Annotated in this window: 14 protein-coding genes; 4 read left to right on the forward strand and 10 right to left on the reverse strand. The window is 68.6% G+C overall.

The window, feature by feature from the left end; all coding sequences use genetic code 11:
• Nucleotides 1–68: 68 nt before the first annotated feature.
• From trpD to ACFVT5_RS24715, 5 genes are all read right to left on the reverse strand, one after another.
• Entirely contained in the window at nucleotides 69–1,133 is a 1,065-nt protein-coding gene (gene trpD, locus ACFVT5_RS24695; protein ID WP_389891875.1) for an anthranilate phosphoribosyltransferase, read from the reverse strand.
• 138 nt (nucleotides 1,134–1,271) lie between these two features.
• A complete protein-coding gene (locus ACFVT5_RS24700; protein ID WP_389891878.1) occupies nucleotides 1,272–2,909 on the reverse strand; it encodes a cytochrome bc complex cytochrome b subunit in 1,638 nt (545 codons plus the stop codon).
• Nucleotides 2,906–3,964 carry a Rieske 2Fe-2S domain-containing protein gene (locus ACFVT5_RS24705; protein WP_389891880.1) on the reverse strand — a complete coding sequence of 353 codons (1,059 nt, stop codon included), beginning with the start codon at nucleotides 3,962–3,964 and terminating at the stop codon, nucleotides 2,906–2,908. Before ACFVT5_RS24705 ends, ACFVT5_RS24700 begins: the two co-directional genes overlap by 4 nt.
• Entirely contained in the window at nucleotides 3,961–4,770 is an 810-nt protein-coding gene (locus ACFVT5_RS24710) for a c-type cytochrome (protein WP_389891882.1), read from the reverse strand. Before ACFVT5_RS24710 ends, ACFVT5_RS24705 begins: the two co-directional genes overlap by 4 nt.
• A gap of 77 nt (nucleotides 4,771–4,847) precedes the next feature.
• On the reverse strand, nucleotides 4,848–5,468 hold the full coding sequence (locus ACFVT5_RS24715; RefSeq protein WP_389891885.1) for a heme-copper oxidase subunit III: 621 nt from the start codon (nucleotides 5,466–5,468) through the stop codon (nucleotides 4,848–4,850).
• A gap of 177 nt (nucleotides 5,469–5,645) precedes the next feature.
• Here ACFVT5_RS24715 and ACFVT5_RS24720 point away from each other — a divergent pair, with 177 nt between their 5' ends.
• Nucleotides 5,646–6,047: a hypothetical protein gene (locus tag ACFVT5_RS24720; protein WP_389891888.1), complete on the forward strand. Its 402-nt coding sequence runs from the start codon at nucleotides 5,646–5,648 to the stop codon at nucleotides 6,045–6,047.
• 53 nt (nucleotides 6,048–6,100) lie between these two features.
• Here the strand turns inward: ACFVT5_RS24720 and ACFVT5_RS24725 are convergent, their stop codons facing one another.
• The 4 genes from ACFVT5_RS24725 to coxB all read right to left on the reverse strand — a co-directional run bounded on the left by ACFVT5_RS24725 (nucleotide 6,101) and on the right by coxB (nucleotide 10,651).
• On the reverse strand, nucleotides 6,101–7,363 hold the full coding sequence (locus tag ACFVT5_RS24725) for an Ig-like domain-containing protein (protein WP_389891891.1): 1,263 nt from the start codon (nucleotides 7,361–7,363) through the stop codon (nucleotides 6,101–6,103).
• 158 nt (nucleotides 7,364–7,521) lie between these two features.
• Complete coding sequence (locus ACFVT5_RS24730; protein WP_389891894.1) at nucleotides 7,522–7,920, reverse strand: cytochrome c oxidase subunit 4; 399 nt, start codon at nucleotides 7,918–7,920, stop codon at nucleotides 7,522–7,524.
• Entirely contained in the window at nucleotides 7,917–9,662 is a 1,746-nt protein-coding gene (ctaD, locus tag ACFVT5_RS24735; protein ID WP_389891897.1) for a cytochrome c oxidase subunit I, read from the reverse strand. The genes ACFVT5_RS24730 and ctaD overlap by 4 nt, the downstream gene beginning before the upstream one ends.
• Nucleotides 9,659–10,651, reverse strand: a complete 993-nt coding sequence (gene coxB, locus ACFVT5_RS24740) for a cytochrome c oxidase subunit II (RefSeq protein ID WP_389891900.1) — start codon at nucleotides 10,649–10,651, stop codon at nucleotides 9,659–9,661. The genes ctaD and coxB overlap by 4 nt, the downstream gene beginning before the upstream one ends.
• A gap of 272 nt (nucleotides 10,652–10,923) precedes the next feature.
• Between coxB and ACFVT5_RS24745 the strand changes: the two genes are divergently transcribed.
• Nucleotides 10,924–12,306, forward strand: a complete 1,383-nt coding sequence (locus ACFVT5_RS24745) for a cysteine desulfurase/sulfurtransferase TusA family protein (RefSeq protein WP_389891903.1) — start codon at nucleotides 10,924–10,926, stop codon at nucleotides 12,304–12,306.
• Between the two features lie 23 nt (nucleotides 12,307–12,329).
• On the opposite strand, the gene ACFVT5_RS24750 is transcribed toward ACFVT5_RS24745, so the two are convergent.
• Nucleotides 12,330–13,304 carry a carbohydrate kinase family protein gene (locus ACFVT5_RS24750; protein WP_389891906.1) on the reverse strand — a complete coding sequence of 325 codons (975 nt, stop codon included), beginning with the start codon at nucleotides 13,302–13,304 and terminating at the stop codon, nucleotides 12,330–12,332.
• A 138-nt stretch (nucleotides 13,305–13,442) separates the two neighbouring features.
• On the opposite strand from ACFVT5_RS24750, the gene ACFVT5_RS24755 reads away from it, so the two are divergent.
• Nucleotides 13,443–13,655 carry a hypothetical protein gene (locus tag ACFVT5_RS24755; RefSeq protein WP_389891909.1) on the forward strand — a complete coding sequence of 71 codons (213 nt, stop codon included), beginning with the start codon at nucleotides 13,443–13,445 and terminating at the stop codon, nucleotides 13,653–13,655.
• Between the two features lie 142 nt (nucleotides 13,656–13,797).
• Nucleotides 13,798–15,306, forward strand: a complete 1,509-nt coding sequence (locus ACFVT5_RS24760; RefSeq protein WP_389891912.1) for a hypothetical protein — start codon at nucleotides 13,798–13,800, stop codon at nucleotides 15,304–15,306.
• Nucleotides 15,307–15,372 lie beyond the last annotated feature (66 nt).

The raw sequence follows: 15,372 nt of genomic DNA on the forward strand, positions 1-15,372 counted from the left end.
ACCGTGGGCCACGCGCGTCCAGATACCGGACCCCTGCGGGGGAGGCTCTCCCCCGCAGGAGCGACCGGTCACTTGGTGGTCGCGTTCACCCAACGCTCCAGGACCCGCCGCGCCGCCCCCGAGTCGATGGACTCGGCCGCACGGGACATCTGGGCACGGATCTGCTCCGTGAGCGACCCGTCCCCCGGCGTCAGAGCGACCAGCGCAGCCGCCGAGTTGAGCAGCACCGCGTCCCGTACGGGCCCGGTCTCGCCGGCGAGCAGCCGGCGGGCGACATCGGCGTTGTACGAGGCATCGGCCCCGCGCAGCGCCTCCACCGGCACCAGTTCGATCCCCACGTCGCGCGGGTCGAACGCCTGCTCACTGACCGCGCCGCCGCGTACGACCCACACCTTCGAGGTCGCGGTCGTCGTCAGCTCGTCCAGACCGTCGTCGCCGCGGAACACCAGCGCCGACGAGCCGCGCTCGGCGAGGACCCCGGCCATGATCGGCGCCATCCGGGCATCCGCGACGCCGGTCGCCTGAGCCTTCACCCGGGCCGGATTGGTCAGCGGGCCAAGGAAGTTGAAGGTGGTCCTGATGCCCAACTCACCGCGGGCCGCCGCCACATGGCGCAGCGCCGGGTGGAACTTCACCGCGAAGCAGAAGGTGATCCCGGCCTCTTCGGCGACCTCGACGACCCGCTCGGGGGTCAGGTTCAGATTGACGCCGAGCTTCTCCAGGACGTCCGACGCACCGCTCGCCGAGGAGGCCGCGCGGTTGCCGTGCTTGACCACCTTCGCGCCGGTCCCGGCGACGACGATCGCCGACATCGTGGAGATGTTGACGGTACGGGCGCCGTCCCCGCCGGTGCCCACGATGTCCACGCTGGGCCCCGGCACCTCGATCACCCGGGCGTGCTCGTACATGGTCCGGACGAGTCCGGTGATCTCCTCGACGGTCTCGCCCTTGGCCCGCAGCGCGACCGCGAACCCGGCGATCTGCGCGTTGGTGGCCTCACCGCGCAGGATCCGGTCCATCGCCCACGCCGTCGCGTCCGCGCCCTGGTCCTGCCCGGACAGAAGCGCGTCCAGGACCCGGGGCCAGGAACGGCCCGCCGTGGTGTCGCCTCCAGCGGGGGTCACAGCGCTCATGGTCGCTCCTGGGTCGTAGACGTTCGTGCCGACAGGGCCACCCTATCCAGCCCCGGAGACAGCGAAGAGCCCCGTCCGGGCAATGGACGGGGCTCTCGCCGTGGCGACCTTCTCAGGTCAGGGCGTCAGGTCAGGGCATCAGTGGTGACCGTGACCGCTGGTGATCTCCTCGTACTCCTCGACCGTCGGCTTCGGGATCTGGCCGTCCTCGCCGTAGTAGCCCTTGGACAGCTTCGCCCGCAGCTTCTGGCCGCGCGAGATCTTGCGCCTGACACCGTTCTCGTCGACCTCGGGGCCGATGGCCTCCGGCTGGTACTGCTCGTGCGCGGTGAGCGTGTGCAGCGTCTGCTGGTTGAGCGGCTCGTGCACCTCGATGAACTCACCGTGCGGCAGGCGCTTGATGATGCCGGACTCGCGTCCGTGCAGCACCTTGTCCCGGTCCCGGCGCTGGAGCCCGAGACAGATCCGCTTGGTGACGATGAACGCGATGACCGGCGCCACGAAGAACGCGATCCGTACGAACCAGGTGATGACGTTGATCGACAGATGGAAGTGCGTGGCGACGAGGTCGTTGCCACCGCCGATCAGCATGACCACGTACCAGGTGATCCACGCGACACCGACACCGGTACGGGTCGGGGCGTTGCGCGGGCGGTCCAGGATGTGGTGCTCGCGCTTGTCGCCGGTGACCCAGGACTCGATGAACGGGTACACCGCGATGGCGACCAGGACCATCGGGAAGATCATCAGCGGGATGAACACACCCAGGGCGAGTGTGTGGCCCAGGAAGTTGATCTCCCAGCCCGGCATGGTGCGGATCAGTCCCTCGGAGAAGCCCATGTACCAGTCGGGCTGCGCGCCGGTGGACACCTGGTCCGGGCGGTAGGGGCCGAGCGCCCAGATCGGGTTGATCGTGACGAGCGCCGAGATGACCGCGATCACACCGAAGACCAGGAAGAAGAAGCCTCCGGCCTTGGCCATGTAGACCGGAAGCAGCGGCATGCCGACGACGTTCTTGTTGGTCCGGCCGGGGCCCGCGAACTGGGTGTGTTTGTGGTAGAAGACCAGGATCAGGTGGCCGACGACCAGGCCGAGCATGATGCCCGGGAGCAGCAGGACGTGCACCGAGTAGAACCGGGCCACGAAGTCGCCGCCCGGGAACTCGCCGCCGAACAGGAAGAACGACAGGTACGTGCCCACGATCGGCACGGACAGGACCGCGCCCTCCATGAAGCGGACACCGGTGCCGGACAGCAGGTCGTCGGGGAGCGAGTAACCGGTGAATCCGGTGAACATGCCGAGGACGAACAGCAGGAAGCCGAACAGCCAGTTGACCTCACGCGGCTTGCGGAACGCACCGGTGAAGAAGACACGCATCATGTGGACGAACATGCCGCCCAGGAAGACCAGCGCCGCCCAGTGGTGGATCTGCCGGATCAGCAGACCGCCGCGGACGTCGAAGCTGATGTGCATCGTCGAGTTGAACGCCTCGGACATCAGCTGGCCCTGGAGCGGGACGTAAGGCCCCGCGTACTCCACCTCGTTCATCGACGGGTGGAAGAACAGCGTCAGATACACACCCGTCAGGATGATGATGATGAAGCTGTAGAGGCAGACCTCGCCCAGCATGAAGGACCAGTGGTCCGGGAAGATCTTGCGCATGTTGGCCTTGGCGAGGGAGTAGATCCCCAGCCGGCCGTCCGCCCAGTCGGCGACGCGCTCGCCCTTGGGTGCCTCGCGGCGGGCGTCGTTCGTCTCGTTCTTCTCAGTACTCATCCGCGCTCCCAGAAGGAAGGACCGACGGGCTCTGCGAAGTCGCGGAGCGCCTCAAGGTATCCGTCCGCGTTCACTCCGATTTCCAGCTGCGGCAGGGCGTGCCCGGCCGGGCCGAAGATGACCCGGGCGCCGTCGGAGAGGTCGAAGGTGGACTGGTGGCACGGGCAGAGGACGTGGTGCGTCTGCTGCTCGTAGAGACTGATCGGGCAGCCGACGTGGGTGCAGATCTTGGAGTAGGCCACGATGCCGTCGTGCGACCAGGCCAGTTCCTGCTTGTCCTTGATGTCCTGCGGCTGGAGCCGGACGATCAACAGGGCCGACTTGGCGATCTCCACCTGGAAGTCGTGGTCGTGCTCCTCCAGGCCCTCGGGCTTGGCGAAGGTGAGCGAGCCGACGGCCACGTCCTCGGGACGCAGCGGCTCGTTCGTGTTCATGTTGACGAGCAGCTTGCCCTTGCGCCACGCGGTGTGCCGGAGCTTGGTCCCGGGCAGCGGGCCCAGGTCGCGCAGCAGCACCACACCGGAGAGCGGCACCAGGGTCAGCGCGCCGAACATGGTGTTGCGGATCAGCTTGCGCCGGCCGAGCGCGGACTCCTTGGCGCCCTGCTTGAAGTCGGCCAGAACCTTGGCCTTGACCTCGGGTTCGGCCGCGATGGGGTGCCGCTCGTCGGCGATCTCCACGTCGGACATCAGGGTGCGGGCCCAGTGGACCGCGCCCGCGCCGATGCAGAACAGCGCAACACCGAGGGTCATGCCCAGCGCGAAGTTCAGCGCGTTGATGTGGCCGATCGGCCACACGTAGATGGACTTCTCCTTGGGGATGCCCACGTACGAGGCGATGAAGCCGACGGCGGCCAGCATCGACAGGGTGAACAGGAAGGCGACGACGCGCTCGGACCGCCTGGCGGCCCGGTCGTCGATGTCCTGGACCCGGTGCTCGTGCGGCGGCAGTCCGGGGTCCGCGAACGGGTTGTCGGTGTCCGCGAGGGCGACGGTCCCGTGGGCGGTGTCCTGCTCAGCCGGCAGGTTCTCTTCTGGAATGTCTTGGCTACTCATGACTTCTTGGCCTTTGCGGTCCGAGCGGCGACCCAGACGGCGACGGCGACCAGCGCGCCGAGTCCGAAGATCCAGGCGAACAGTCCCTCACTGACCGGCCCGAGGCCGCCCAGGTTGAGACCACCGGGGTTCACGGTCTTGTCACCGTTGACGGCGTCGACGTACGCGATGATGTCCTTCTTGTTCTGCTCGGTCATCGTCGTGTCGGGGAAGGACGGCATGTTCTGCGGACCGGTCTGCATGGCCTCGTACATGTGCTTCGGGCTTACGCCCTCCAGACTCGGCGCGTACTTGCCGTGCGTCAACGCACCACCCTGACCGGTGAAGTTGTGGCACTGCGCGCAGTTGGTGCGGAACAGCTCACCGCCGTTGGCGATGTCCGCGCCCGCGGGGTTGTACTGGTTCTCGGTCGGGATCTCGGGGCCGGCGCCGAGCGACGCGACGAACGCCGCGAGCTGGTCGATCTCGGCCTGTGTGTAGATGACCTTCTTCTTGGGCGCCTGCGCGCTCTGCTGCTGGAGCGGCATACGTCCGGTGCCGACCTGGAAGTCGACGGCGGCGGCGCCCACACCGACCAGGGGCGGGCCGTCGGTACTGCCCTGACCGCCGGTGCCGTGGCAGCTCGCGCAGCCCACGGCGTACAGCTTCTTCCCCTCTTCGATGGCGAGGGACTGGGCGGTGGTGTCGGCCTGTGCCTTGTCCGCCGGGGCGAATACGGCGTACAGCCCCCCGGTGGCCGCCAGCGCGAGGAGTAGGACGACGACAGCCGCCAGCGGATGGCGTCGTCGTGCGGAGAGCTTTTTCACGGATTACCCCGGTGTCAGGATCTTCTGCGTCGATGCTTCTGGGTGTCGGGCGTGCGGCCTTCGTGGCCGCCGTCCGATTACTTGATCAGGTAGATCGTGGCGAAGAGGCCGATCCACACGACATCGACGAAGTGCCAGTAGTAGGACACGACGATCGCGGCGGTCGCCTGCTCGTGGGTGAACCTCCTGGCCGCGTAGGTGCGGCCCAGGACCAGCAGGAAGGCGATCAGGCCGCCTGTCACATGCAGTCCGTGGAAGCCGGTGGTCAGATAGAACACCGAGCCGTACGGGTCGGAGGACAGGGAGAGTCCGTCCTTGATGACCAGCTCGGTGTACTCGAATACCTGACCGCCGATGAAGACCGCACCCATGATGAAGGTGACGATGAACCACATCCGGAGCTTCTTCACATCACCGCGCTCGGCGGCGAACACACCGAGCTGGCAGGTGAGGGAGGAGAGCACCAGGATCGTGGTGTTGGTCGCCGAGAAAGGAATGTTGAGGCTGTGCGCCATTTCCTTCCAGTGCGCGGGACCGGTCACCGATCGCAGGGTGAAGTACATCGCGAAGAGGGCCGCGAAGAACATCAGCTCGGAACTCAACCAGATGATGGTTCCGACGCTGGTGAGGTTCGGTCGGTTGACCGACGGGTGCGCGGGCCCGGTGTCTACTGTCGTTGCTGTCGCCACGACCGACATTATGTCGGTCGCTTATCTTGCGCTCACTCCGGGGGGTCCCGTTCGGAGTGTCCATCGGTTCTGTCCAGCCCGGATGGCCCATCGAAGCGGTGTCCGAACCGGTGTTGACGCGGTGGGTGAGGGAGTAGCATCCGCGGCATCGGATCCGATCAAGGCCCCCAGCGACACGGAGGAACCATGCAGCCGACCGCCACGGTGCTGGTGTACAGCGATAACGCGAACACCCGCGAGCAGGTCCGGTTGGCGACCGGCCGCAGGCCGGCGACCGACGTTCCCGAGGTCAAGTTCATCGAGTGCGCCACGCTGCCCGCGGTGCTCAAGGAACTGGACCGCGGCGGCATCGACGTGTGCGTGCTCGACGGCGAGGCGGTGCCCGCCGGCGGGATGGGCGTCTGCCGGCAGATCAAGGACGAGGTCTTCAACTGCCCGCCCGTGCTGCTGCTCATGGGGCGGCCCCAGGACGCCTGGCTGGCCACCTGGAGCCGCGCGGAGGCGGCGGTGACCCTTCCGATCGACCCGGTCGAGTTCGCCGCCGCGCTGGCCCGTCTGATCCGCGGCCGACTCTCCCTCGACGCCTGACCCGACGTACGGGCGGCTTGTGGCGGTGCCGCCCGTACGTGTGTCACGCGGTGTCAGACCTGGGGGCGCAGGCGGGCGATCTGGGCGGCGGGGGGCCTGCGCTCGCTGGGCTTGCCGAGGATCGAGCTGCCCTCTTCCCAGTCGCCCCAGTCCAGGTTCCAGTCGCCGTAGCCGTTGCCGAACGCGTCCATGTCCTCGCCGTTGCTGTTGATGACCTGCACCAGGTCGCCCTCCTTCACGGTCTCGAAGAACCACGCGGCGTTCCCGGTGCTCATACCGGTGCATCCGTGGCTGACGTTGGCCGCTCCCTGGGAGCCGACGGACCAGGGCGCGGCGTGCACGTACTCACCGCTCCAGGTGACCCGGGTCGCCCAGTACACGGGCAGGTCGTACGAGTCGGAGCTGCCGCTGGCGATACCGATGCTGGTACCGCGCATCCGTACGAAGTACTCCTTGCCGAGGATCACCTTGACGCCGTTGCGGGTCTCGTAGCCGGGCTTGCCGGTGGTGACCGGGATCTCGTTGATCTCCTCGCCGTTGCGGTACACGGTCATGACGTGTGCCGCGGCGTCGGTGACGGCGACGATGCGGTCGCCGATGGTGAGGTTCAGGGGCTTCGTCTCGTCGCCCCAGAGGCGGTCGGCGATCTTGATGCCCTTGAGGTTGCTGCGCGCCGTGACCTTCGCGTCGGCGGGCCAGTACTCCTTGGGGCGGTAGTGCAGGGTCTGGTCGTCGACCCAGTACCAGGAGCCCTCGACGACGGGCTTCGACTCGACCTTGAGGCCGCGCTCGACGATGCGGCGGGACGCCTTGTCCTTGACGGGTTCGCTGAGTTCGGCGATGACGGGCTGTCCGACGCCGTAGGTGCCCTCGTCGGGGCCGAAGCCGACCTCCAGGGTGTTCTTCTCCTTCGGGGTTCCGGTGTCGAAGGTGATGACCTTGTTGCCGGGGGCGCCCTCCTTGTCCTCGGCGCTGACGCGGAGCGTGTAGTGGGCCGCCGCGGCCAGCGGGACGGTGGTGTGCCAGCGGGTGCCGTCGGCGGAGAGTTCTCCCGCCACATAGCGGCCGACAGCGTCGGTCGCGGTCACATCGGTGATGCGTCCCTCGCCGCCCTTGGATGTGACCTCAAGGGGCTTGTCGGGGTCCGCCTTCTGGTTGCCCGAAGGACCGCTGAAGACGATCTGGCGCGCCGCGTCGTACGGCTTCGCCGACAGGGGATGGTCGTCGGTTTCGCCGCAGGCGGTGCCGCCCACGCAGAGGGCGACCACCAGCAGACTGCAGCTCAGTACCGTACGGGTACGCGGTGTGTGGCTCATGTAGCTCACGGTAAGAAGCTTCGCGCGGGCCAGCGCGGCGGGTGAGCCGTCCGAGGGGGCACCGTCCGGCAAACGGCGGACCCGGACCCTCCAGGAGGAGGATCCGGGCCCGAGCGCCGGTGAAGGGCGCGACTGCTGATGCCGACCAGGGCTTGCGCCTACTGGTTCTGGTTCTCGCCGTGGTAGTACTCGAAGACCCAGCCCCAGAGTCCGACCAGGATGAACGGGATCGAGAAGAACAGCAGCCACCAGCCGAAGACGATGCCCGAGAAGGCGAGCGCGCCACCAGTGGCGAGCGTCAGGGGCTGCCAGCTGTGCGGGCTGAAGAAGCCCACATCGCCGGCGTCGTCCGCGACGTCCGCCTCCTTGTTGTCCTGCGCGCCCACGTCGACCCGCCGGGCCGTGAAGGCCAGGTAGTAGCCGATCATGATGCACAGGCCGAACGTCAGGAAGAGCGCCGTGGTACCGGCCGGCTCCTTCGACCACACGCCGTAGACGACCGCCATGGCGAGGACGAAGACGCTCAGCCAGATGAACATCTTGCCTTGGATCTTCACTTGCCGGCCTCCCTGCCGCCCGCGATGGCGGCGTCACCGGTGGGGCCGTAGCCCGCGTTCTGGAGCTGGTCGAGCGCCGCGATCTCCGGGTGGTGGAGGTCGAACGCCGGAGATTCGGAGCGGATCCGCGGCAGCGTGAGGAAGTTGTGCCGCGGCGGCGGGCAGGACGTGGCCCACTCCAGCGAACGGCCGTAGCCCCAGGGGTCGTCGACCTCGACCTTCTTGCCGTACTTGGCGGTCTTCCACACGTTGTAGAAGAACGGCAGGACGGAGAGTCCGAGGAGGAACGAGCTGATCGTGGAGATGGTGTTCAGGGCGGTGAACCCGTCGGCGGCCAGATAGTCCGCGTACCGGCGCGGCATGCCCTCGGCGCCCAGCCAGTGCTGGACGAGGAAGGTGCCGTGGAATCCGACGAACAGCGTCCAGAACGTGATCTTCCCGAGGCGTTCGTCGAGCATCTTGCCGGTGAACTTCGGCCACCAGAAGTGGAAGCCGGAGAACATCGCGAAGACCACGGTGCCGAAGATGACGTAGTGGAAGTGCGCGACCACGAAGTACGAGTCCGAGACATGGAAGTCCATGGGCGGCGACGCCAGGATCACACCGGTGAGACCACCGAAGGTGAAGGTGATCAAGAAGCCGACCGCCCACAACATCGGTGTCTCGAACGACAATGACCCCTTCCACATCGTGCCGATCCAGTTGAAGAACTTCACACCGGTTGGCACCGCGATGAGGAACGTCATGAACGAGAAGAACGGTAGGAGCACACCACCGGTGACATACATGTGGTGCGCCCACACCGTCACCGACAGACCGGCGATAGCGATCGTCGCGCCGATCAGACCCGAGTAACCGAACATCGGTTTACGCGAGAACACCGGTAGCACTTCCGAGATGATCCCGAAGAAGGGCAACGCGATGATGTAGACCTCTGGATGCCCGAAGAACCAGAACAGGTGTTGCCACAACAACGCGCCGCCGTTGGCCGCGTCGAAGATGTGCGCCCCGAACTTCCGGTCCGCCTCAAGGGCCAGCAGCGCCGCCGCGAGGACCGGGAACGCCAGCAGCACCAGCACACCGGTGAGCAGCACGTTCCACACGAAGATGGGCATACGGAACATCGTCATGCCCGGTGCCCGCATGCAGATGATCGTGGTGATGAAGTTGACGGAGCCCAGGATCGTTCCGAAACCGGAGAACGCCAGACCCATGATCCACATGTCCGCGCCGATACCCGGCGACCGCACCGCGTCCGACAGCGGCGAGTACGCGAACCAGCCGAAGTCCGCCGCACCACTCGGTGTCAGGAATCCCGCCACCGCGATGATCGACCCGAACAGGTACAGCCAGTAGGCGAACATGTTCAGTCGCGGGAACGCCACATCCGGCGCACCGATCTGCAGCGGCATGATCCAGTTCGCGAAACCCGCGAACAACGGCGTCGCGAACATCAGCAGCATGATCGTGCCGTGCATCGTGAACGCCTGGTTGAACTGCTCGTTCGACATGATCTGCGTACCCGGCCGGGCCAACTCGGCGCGCATGAACAGCGCCATGACCCCACCGATGCAGAAGAACGCGAACGACGTGACCAGATACAACGTACCGATGGTCTTGTGGTCGGTGGTCGTGAGCCACGAGACCACGACGCTTCCTGGCCGCTTGCGCCTGACCGGCAGCTCGTTCTCGTACGAGTCGTCGGCCTCGTCGGCACCCTTGGGTTCGTTGAGGATGCTCACAGGTTGTTCGTCTCCCGGTTCTTTTCGTGGGGCGTCTGCTCGATGCCGGCCGGGACGTAACCGGTCTGACCCTTGTCCGCCAGCTCCTTGAGGTGCTGCTGGTAGCGCTCGGGCGAGACGACCTTCACATTGAAGAGCATGCGGGAGTGGTCGGTGCCGCACAGCTCGGCGCACTTGCCGAGGAAGGTGCCCTCCTTGTCGGGGGTCACCTGGAAGGCGTTGGTGTGGCCCGGGATGACGTCCATCTTCATCAGGAAGGGCACCACCCAGAAGGAGTGGATGACATCGCGCGACGTGAGGACGAAGCGGACGCTCTCTCCCTTGGGCAGCCAGAGGGTGGGGCCGGGGTTGCCCGTCTGCGGGTTACGGGTACCGGGGACGCCGACGTCGTAGACACCGCCGGCGTTGGCCGGGTAGTCCTTCCTGAACCGGTCCGGAATGGCCGCCAGGTTCGGGTCCGTGTTGGCGTTGCCCGTGGAACCGGGCACATCCTCGATGTAGTTGAAGCCCCAGCTCCACTGGAAGCCGACCACGTTGACCGTGTGGTCGGGCTTCGGGCTGAGGTCGAGGAGCTTCGACTCGTCACGGGCCGTGAAGTAGAACAGCACCGAGACGATGATGATGGGGACCACGGTGTACAGCGCCTCGATGGGCATGTTGTACCGGGTCTGCGAGGGAACTTCGACCTTGGTGCGGCTGCGCCGGTGGAAGAACACACTCCACAGGATCAGCCCCCACACCAGCACGCCCACGGCGAGCGCGGCTGCCCACGAGCCCTGCCACAGGGAGAGGATCCGCGGAGCCTCTTCCGTGACCGGGGTGGGCATACCGAGGCGGGGAAAGTCCTCGTATGTGCAACCGGTGGCGGTCGCCAGGACCAGGCCCGCGGTCAATGCCTGGAGCAGCGTCCGCCGCACCGGGCGCCGCGGCTTGGGGGTACCACCCACGCCCTTCAGGCAGTGGGGGAGGTCGGAGCCGTTGGGACTCACGTAGCGCCTTCCCGAGAGTCTCGCCCGCGCGGTCGGCTGCGGCCTTCACGCTGGTCCGGTCGCCGCCCCCTGCCGCGGGCAGGGGTTTGGATGTTTATGCGGACCAAACCCTACTGGACGCAATTTGGGGTCGCGCGGGGAGGGTGCCCAACGCGCCGCCCGACTCCCCGAAGGTGTGGCCGGGCCTGGTAGAAGCCCTGTGGCGGGGCCCGGATCGGGCGCTCGGGATGCCCTTCTGACGCCCCCTCCGGAACAGGGGTTAGCTTACTGACGTGTCCTATTTCGACGTCGCGTCCTCCGCTCCGCTGCATCCCGTCGCCCGACAGGCGCTCCAGGCGTCGCTCGACGAGGGGTGGGCCGACCCGGCACGGCTGTACCGCGAGGGCCGGCGTGCCCGGATGCTGCTCGACGCCGCGCGTGAGGCGGCGGCGGAGGCCGTGGGGTGCCGTCCGGACGAGCTGGTCTTCACCTCTTCGGGTACACGTGCGCTGCACACCGCGGTCGCCGGCGCGCTCGCGGGCCGGCGCCGGGTCGGCCGGCACCTGGTGGTGTCGGCGGTCGAGCACTCCGCGGTCCTGCACGCCGCCGAGGTCCACGCGGCGGCGGGCGGCGAGGTGACCGAGGTGCCGGTGGCGCGGTCCGGTGCGGTGGCGGTGGACACCTACAGTGCCGCGCTGCGGGCGGACACCGCGCTGGCCTGTCTTCAGTCGGCGAACCACGAGGTGGGCACCGAGCAGCCGGTGGCCGAGGTCGCCGAGGTGTGCGGGGCGGCGGGGGTGCCGCTCCTGGTGGACGCGGCGCAGTCCCTCGGGTGGGGGCCGGTGGCCGGGGGGTGGTCGCTGCTGACGGCGAGCGCGCACAAGTGGGGCGGTCCGGCGGGCGTGGGGCTGCTCGCGGTGCGCAAGGGGGTGCGGTTCGCGCCGCAAGGGCCCGCGGACGAAAGGGAGTCGGGGCGGGCGGCCGGCTTCGAGAACATCCCCGCGATCGTGGCGGCGGCTGCCGCGCTGCGTGCGGTACGGGCCGAAGCGGCGGCCGAGGGGGCGCGGCTGCGGGAGCTGACGGAACGGATCCGGGTGCGGGTGCCCGGTCTGGTGCCGGATGTGGAGGTGGTGGGCGACCCGGTGCGACGGCTGCCCCACCTCGTCACCTTCTCCTGTCTCTATGTCGACGGGGAGACACTGCTGCACGAGCTGGACCGCGCGGGGTTCTCGGTGTCGTCCGGCTCCTCCTGTACGAGCAGCACGCTGACGCCGAGCCATGTGCTCAAGGCGATGGGCGTACTGAGTGAGGGCAATGTCCGGGTGTCGTTGCCGCTGGGCGTCACCGGTGCGGAGGTGGACCGGTTCCTCGGGGTGCTGCCGGGTGTGGTCGCCTCGGTCCGCGAACGGCTGGGCGCTCCGGTGACCCGGCCCGATGCCTCCGGGTCACCGTCGTCGCTGGTCGTCGACGCCCTGGGCCGGCGCTGCCCGGTTCCGGTGATCGAGCTGGCCAAGGTGATCGGGGACGTGCCGGTCGGCGGCACCGTGACGGTACTCGCCGACGACGAGGCGGCCCGGCTGGACATCCCGGCGTGGTGCGAGATGCGAGGCCAGGAGTACGTGGGCGAACAACCGGCGCCCGTGGGTGCGGCCTATGTGGTCCGCCGCACCCACTGACCCCGGCCCGCCGGTGCTCCGGGTCAGCCGAGGTGGGTCCGGACCTCACTCGCGGCCGTGTCGCCGTACGCCTTGGTGAAGCGTTCCATGAAGTGGGCCCGGCGGACCTGGTACTCCTGGGTCCCCACGGTTTCGATGACCAGCGTCGCGAGCATGCAGCCGACCTGGGCCGCCCGCTCCAGTTCGACGCCCCACGCGAGGCCCGAGAGGAATCCGGCGCGGAAGGCGTCGCCGACACCTGTCGGGTCGACCTTGGCGTTCTCCTCCGGCACCCCGACCTCGATCGGGTCGTGACCGACCCGCTCGATCCGGACGCCCCGCGAGCCGAGCGTGGTGACCCGGTGTCCGACCCGGCCGAGGATCTCCTTGTCGGACCAGTCCGTCTTGGACTCGATGAGCCCCTTCTCGTACTCGTTGGAGAAGAGGTAGGTCGCGCCGTCGAGCAGTATCCGGATCTCGTCGCCGTTCATCCGGGCGATCTGCTGCGAGAAGTCCGCGGCGAACGGGATCGACCGGGAGCGGCACTCCTCGGTGTGCCGGAGCATGCCCTCCGGGTCGTCGGCGCCGATCAGGACGAGGTCGAGCCCGCCCACGCGGTCGGCGACGGCCTTGAGTTCGATCAGCCGGGCCTCGCTCATCGCGCCCGTGTAGAAGGAGCCGATCTGGTTGTGGTCGGCGTCGGTGGTGACGACGAAGCGGGCGGTGTGCAGCACCTCGGAGATACGGACGGACGCGGTGTCGACGCCGTGCCGGTCCAGCCAGGCCCGGTACTCGCCGAAGTCGGCACCGGCCGCGCCCACCAGGATCGGCGTCGCGCCGAGCTGTCCCATACCGAAGGCGATGTTCGCCCCGACGCCGCCCCTGCGGACGTTGAGGCTGTCGACGAGGAAGGAGAGGGAGACCGTGTGCAGCTGATCCGCGACGAGTTGGTCGGCGAATCGGCCGGGGAAGGTCATCAGATGGTCGGTGGCGATGGAGCCGGTGACTGCGATACGCACGGCGAGGCTGCTCCTGGGTGGCGGGGGCTGACATCTCACGCTATCGGGTCGCCACGACGCCGGTAACAGCTCCGAGGTGGGAAAACTACCCGATAGTAGCTCTTTTTCGGCAAGGTCCGGGGTGCCTACGGTTCAGGTATGAAGAACCTCCAGTTCCGGGATTCCGCTCCGCTCGACCTCGAAGGCGGGCTCGCCTCGCTGCGCGGCGACTGCGCCCGGATGGTGCCGCACTGGGTGACGCCCCCGGCGGGCGCCCCGCGACCGGTGCCGCCCGTCCACGGTATCCACGGTGTGGTCGTCCCCGCCGCGTCCGCGAAGCTGCTCGACGCCATGTCCGAGTACGGCGACTGAGGCGCCCGTACGGATCGTCCCGGGACGCGTGCGGGAACCGTGCGCTCCCCCGGTACGTCCCATCGCCGTCCCCCGCGCGGGGGACATGGGCCAGAGACCCGCCGGGTCCCGGTGACCTCGGCACAGGCGAAGGGGCGATGCGGTGAGCACCGAACGAGGCGACCAGGACGCGACCGGGACGCGAACGCGAACGCGGCGTTCCCCGTTGACGATCGTCTCCGTCGCGGCGGCGGTGCTGCTGGCCGGGGGCGGCGGCATGTATCTCGCGACCGCGTCGGACAGCGGGCACAGCGACGGCAAGTCCGGTACGCCGGGCGGCGACGGGCCCGTACCGCCGCCGCTCGCGCTGGACGGGTACGCGGGTGCGCCGGCGGGCACGGGAAGTACGCCGCCGGGCATCGCGCCGGGTGAACCCGACCCGAACGGGACGACGTACCGGGCCACCGGCACACTGCCGGACGGACCTGGCAGCGCGGCCGTGTACCGGCCGGGCGGTGAGGTCGGCGCGGGTGAAGTGACGCGGCTCGCACGGGCGTTGGGCCTTGAGGGCACACCCTTGCGGTCCGGTGACGCGTGGCGCATGGGTGGCGCGAAGGACGGTTCGGGTCCGGCGCTGCGGGTGAGCGTGAAGGCGCCGGGCACCTGGACGTTCTCGCGGTACGCGCCGGGCACGGACAACTGCGCGGCCAGGACCACCTGCGCGCCGGACACCCCCACGGACATCCGCGCGGACACGGGGAAGCCCGTGAGCGAGCGGGACGCGAAGGCCGCCGCAGCTCCCGTACTGAAGGCCCTGGGCCAGGACGACGCCAAGCTCGACGCACGTCAACTCATGGGCGCGGTACGGGTGGTGAACGCGCAGCCGGAGGTCGGCGGGCTGCCCACGTACGGCTGGACGACCGGGGTGCAGATCGGGGCGGGTGGTGAAGTCGTCGGCGGGAGCGGGCAGTTGAAGGCGCCCGCGAAGTCGGCGACGTATCCGGTGCTCGGCGCGCGGGAGACGCTGGACCTGCTGAACAAGGAGGGCAGCTCACGCGTCGGTATCGGTGGCTGCGCGACGCCCGTCCCCCACGAGGACCGGCCGGAGGCGCCCTGCGGGACCGGGTCTACCACCGAGCTGCCGCAGCAGGCGGCGATCGACGTCACGGACGCCACCTTCGGCCTCGCGGCCCAGTCGGTCGCCGGGCAGCAGGCACTCGTACCGTCCTGGCTGTTCACGGTGGAGCCGCGGGGCGCGGGGGACGCGTTCACCGTGACGTATCCGGCGGTGGACCCCGCGTATCTCGCGGCCCCGAAGACACCGGCGACGCCCCAGGAGCCGGCGAAGCCCGCCGAGCCGCCGTCCGGCAACGGCGACACGGTCACCAGCACCGTCCCCGTCGACTGGTACACGGTGTCGGGATCGGAGCTGACGCTGCACTTCACCGCCGGGGTGTGCAGCACCTACGAGGCGTCGGCGAGCGCGAGCGGTGACCAGGTGACCGTGAAGGTCACCGGGACCTCGGAGAAGGACGCGATCTGCGTCGCGATGGCCGTCATGGAGAAGCGGACCGTACGGCTCGACGCGCCTCTCGGTGACCGGACGGTCGTGGACACGCACGGCAAGGCGGTCGCGAAGAGCGCGCCGAAGGGCACGCCCCGGGTGCGCTGACCGGGCATCGGACGGCATCGGGTACGACGGTGGCGGCGCCCCCCGCAAAAGAGGGGGGGGCGCCCC

Source organism: Streptomyces sp. NPDC058001 (assembly GCF_042886315.1).
In the GTDB taxonomy this organism is placed as follows: domain Bacteria; phylum Actinomycetota; class Actinomycetes; order Streptomycetales; family Streptomycetaceae; genus Streptomyces.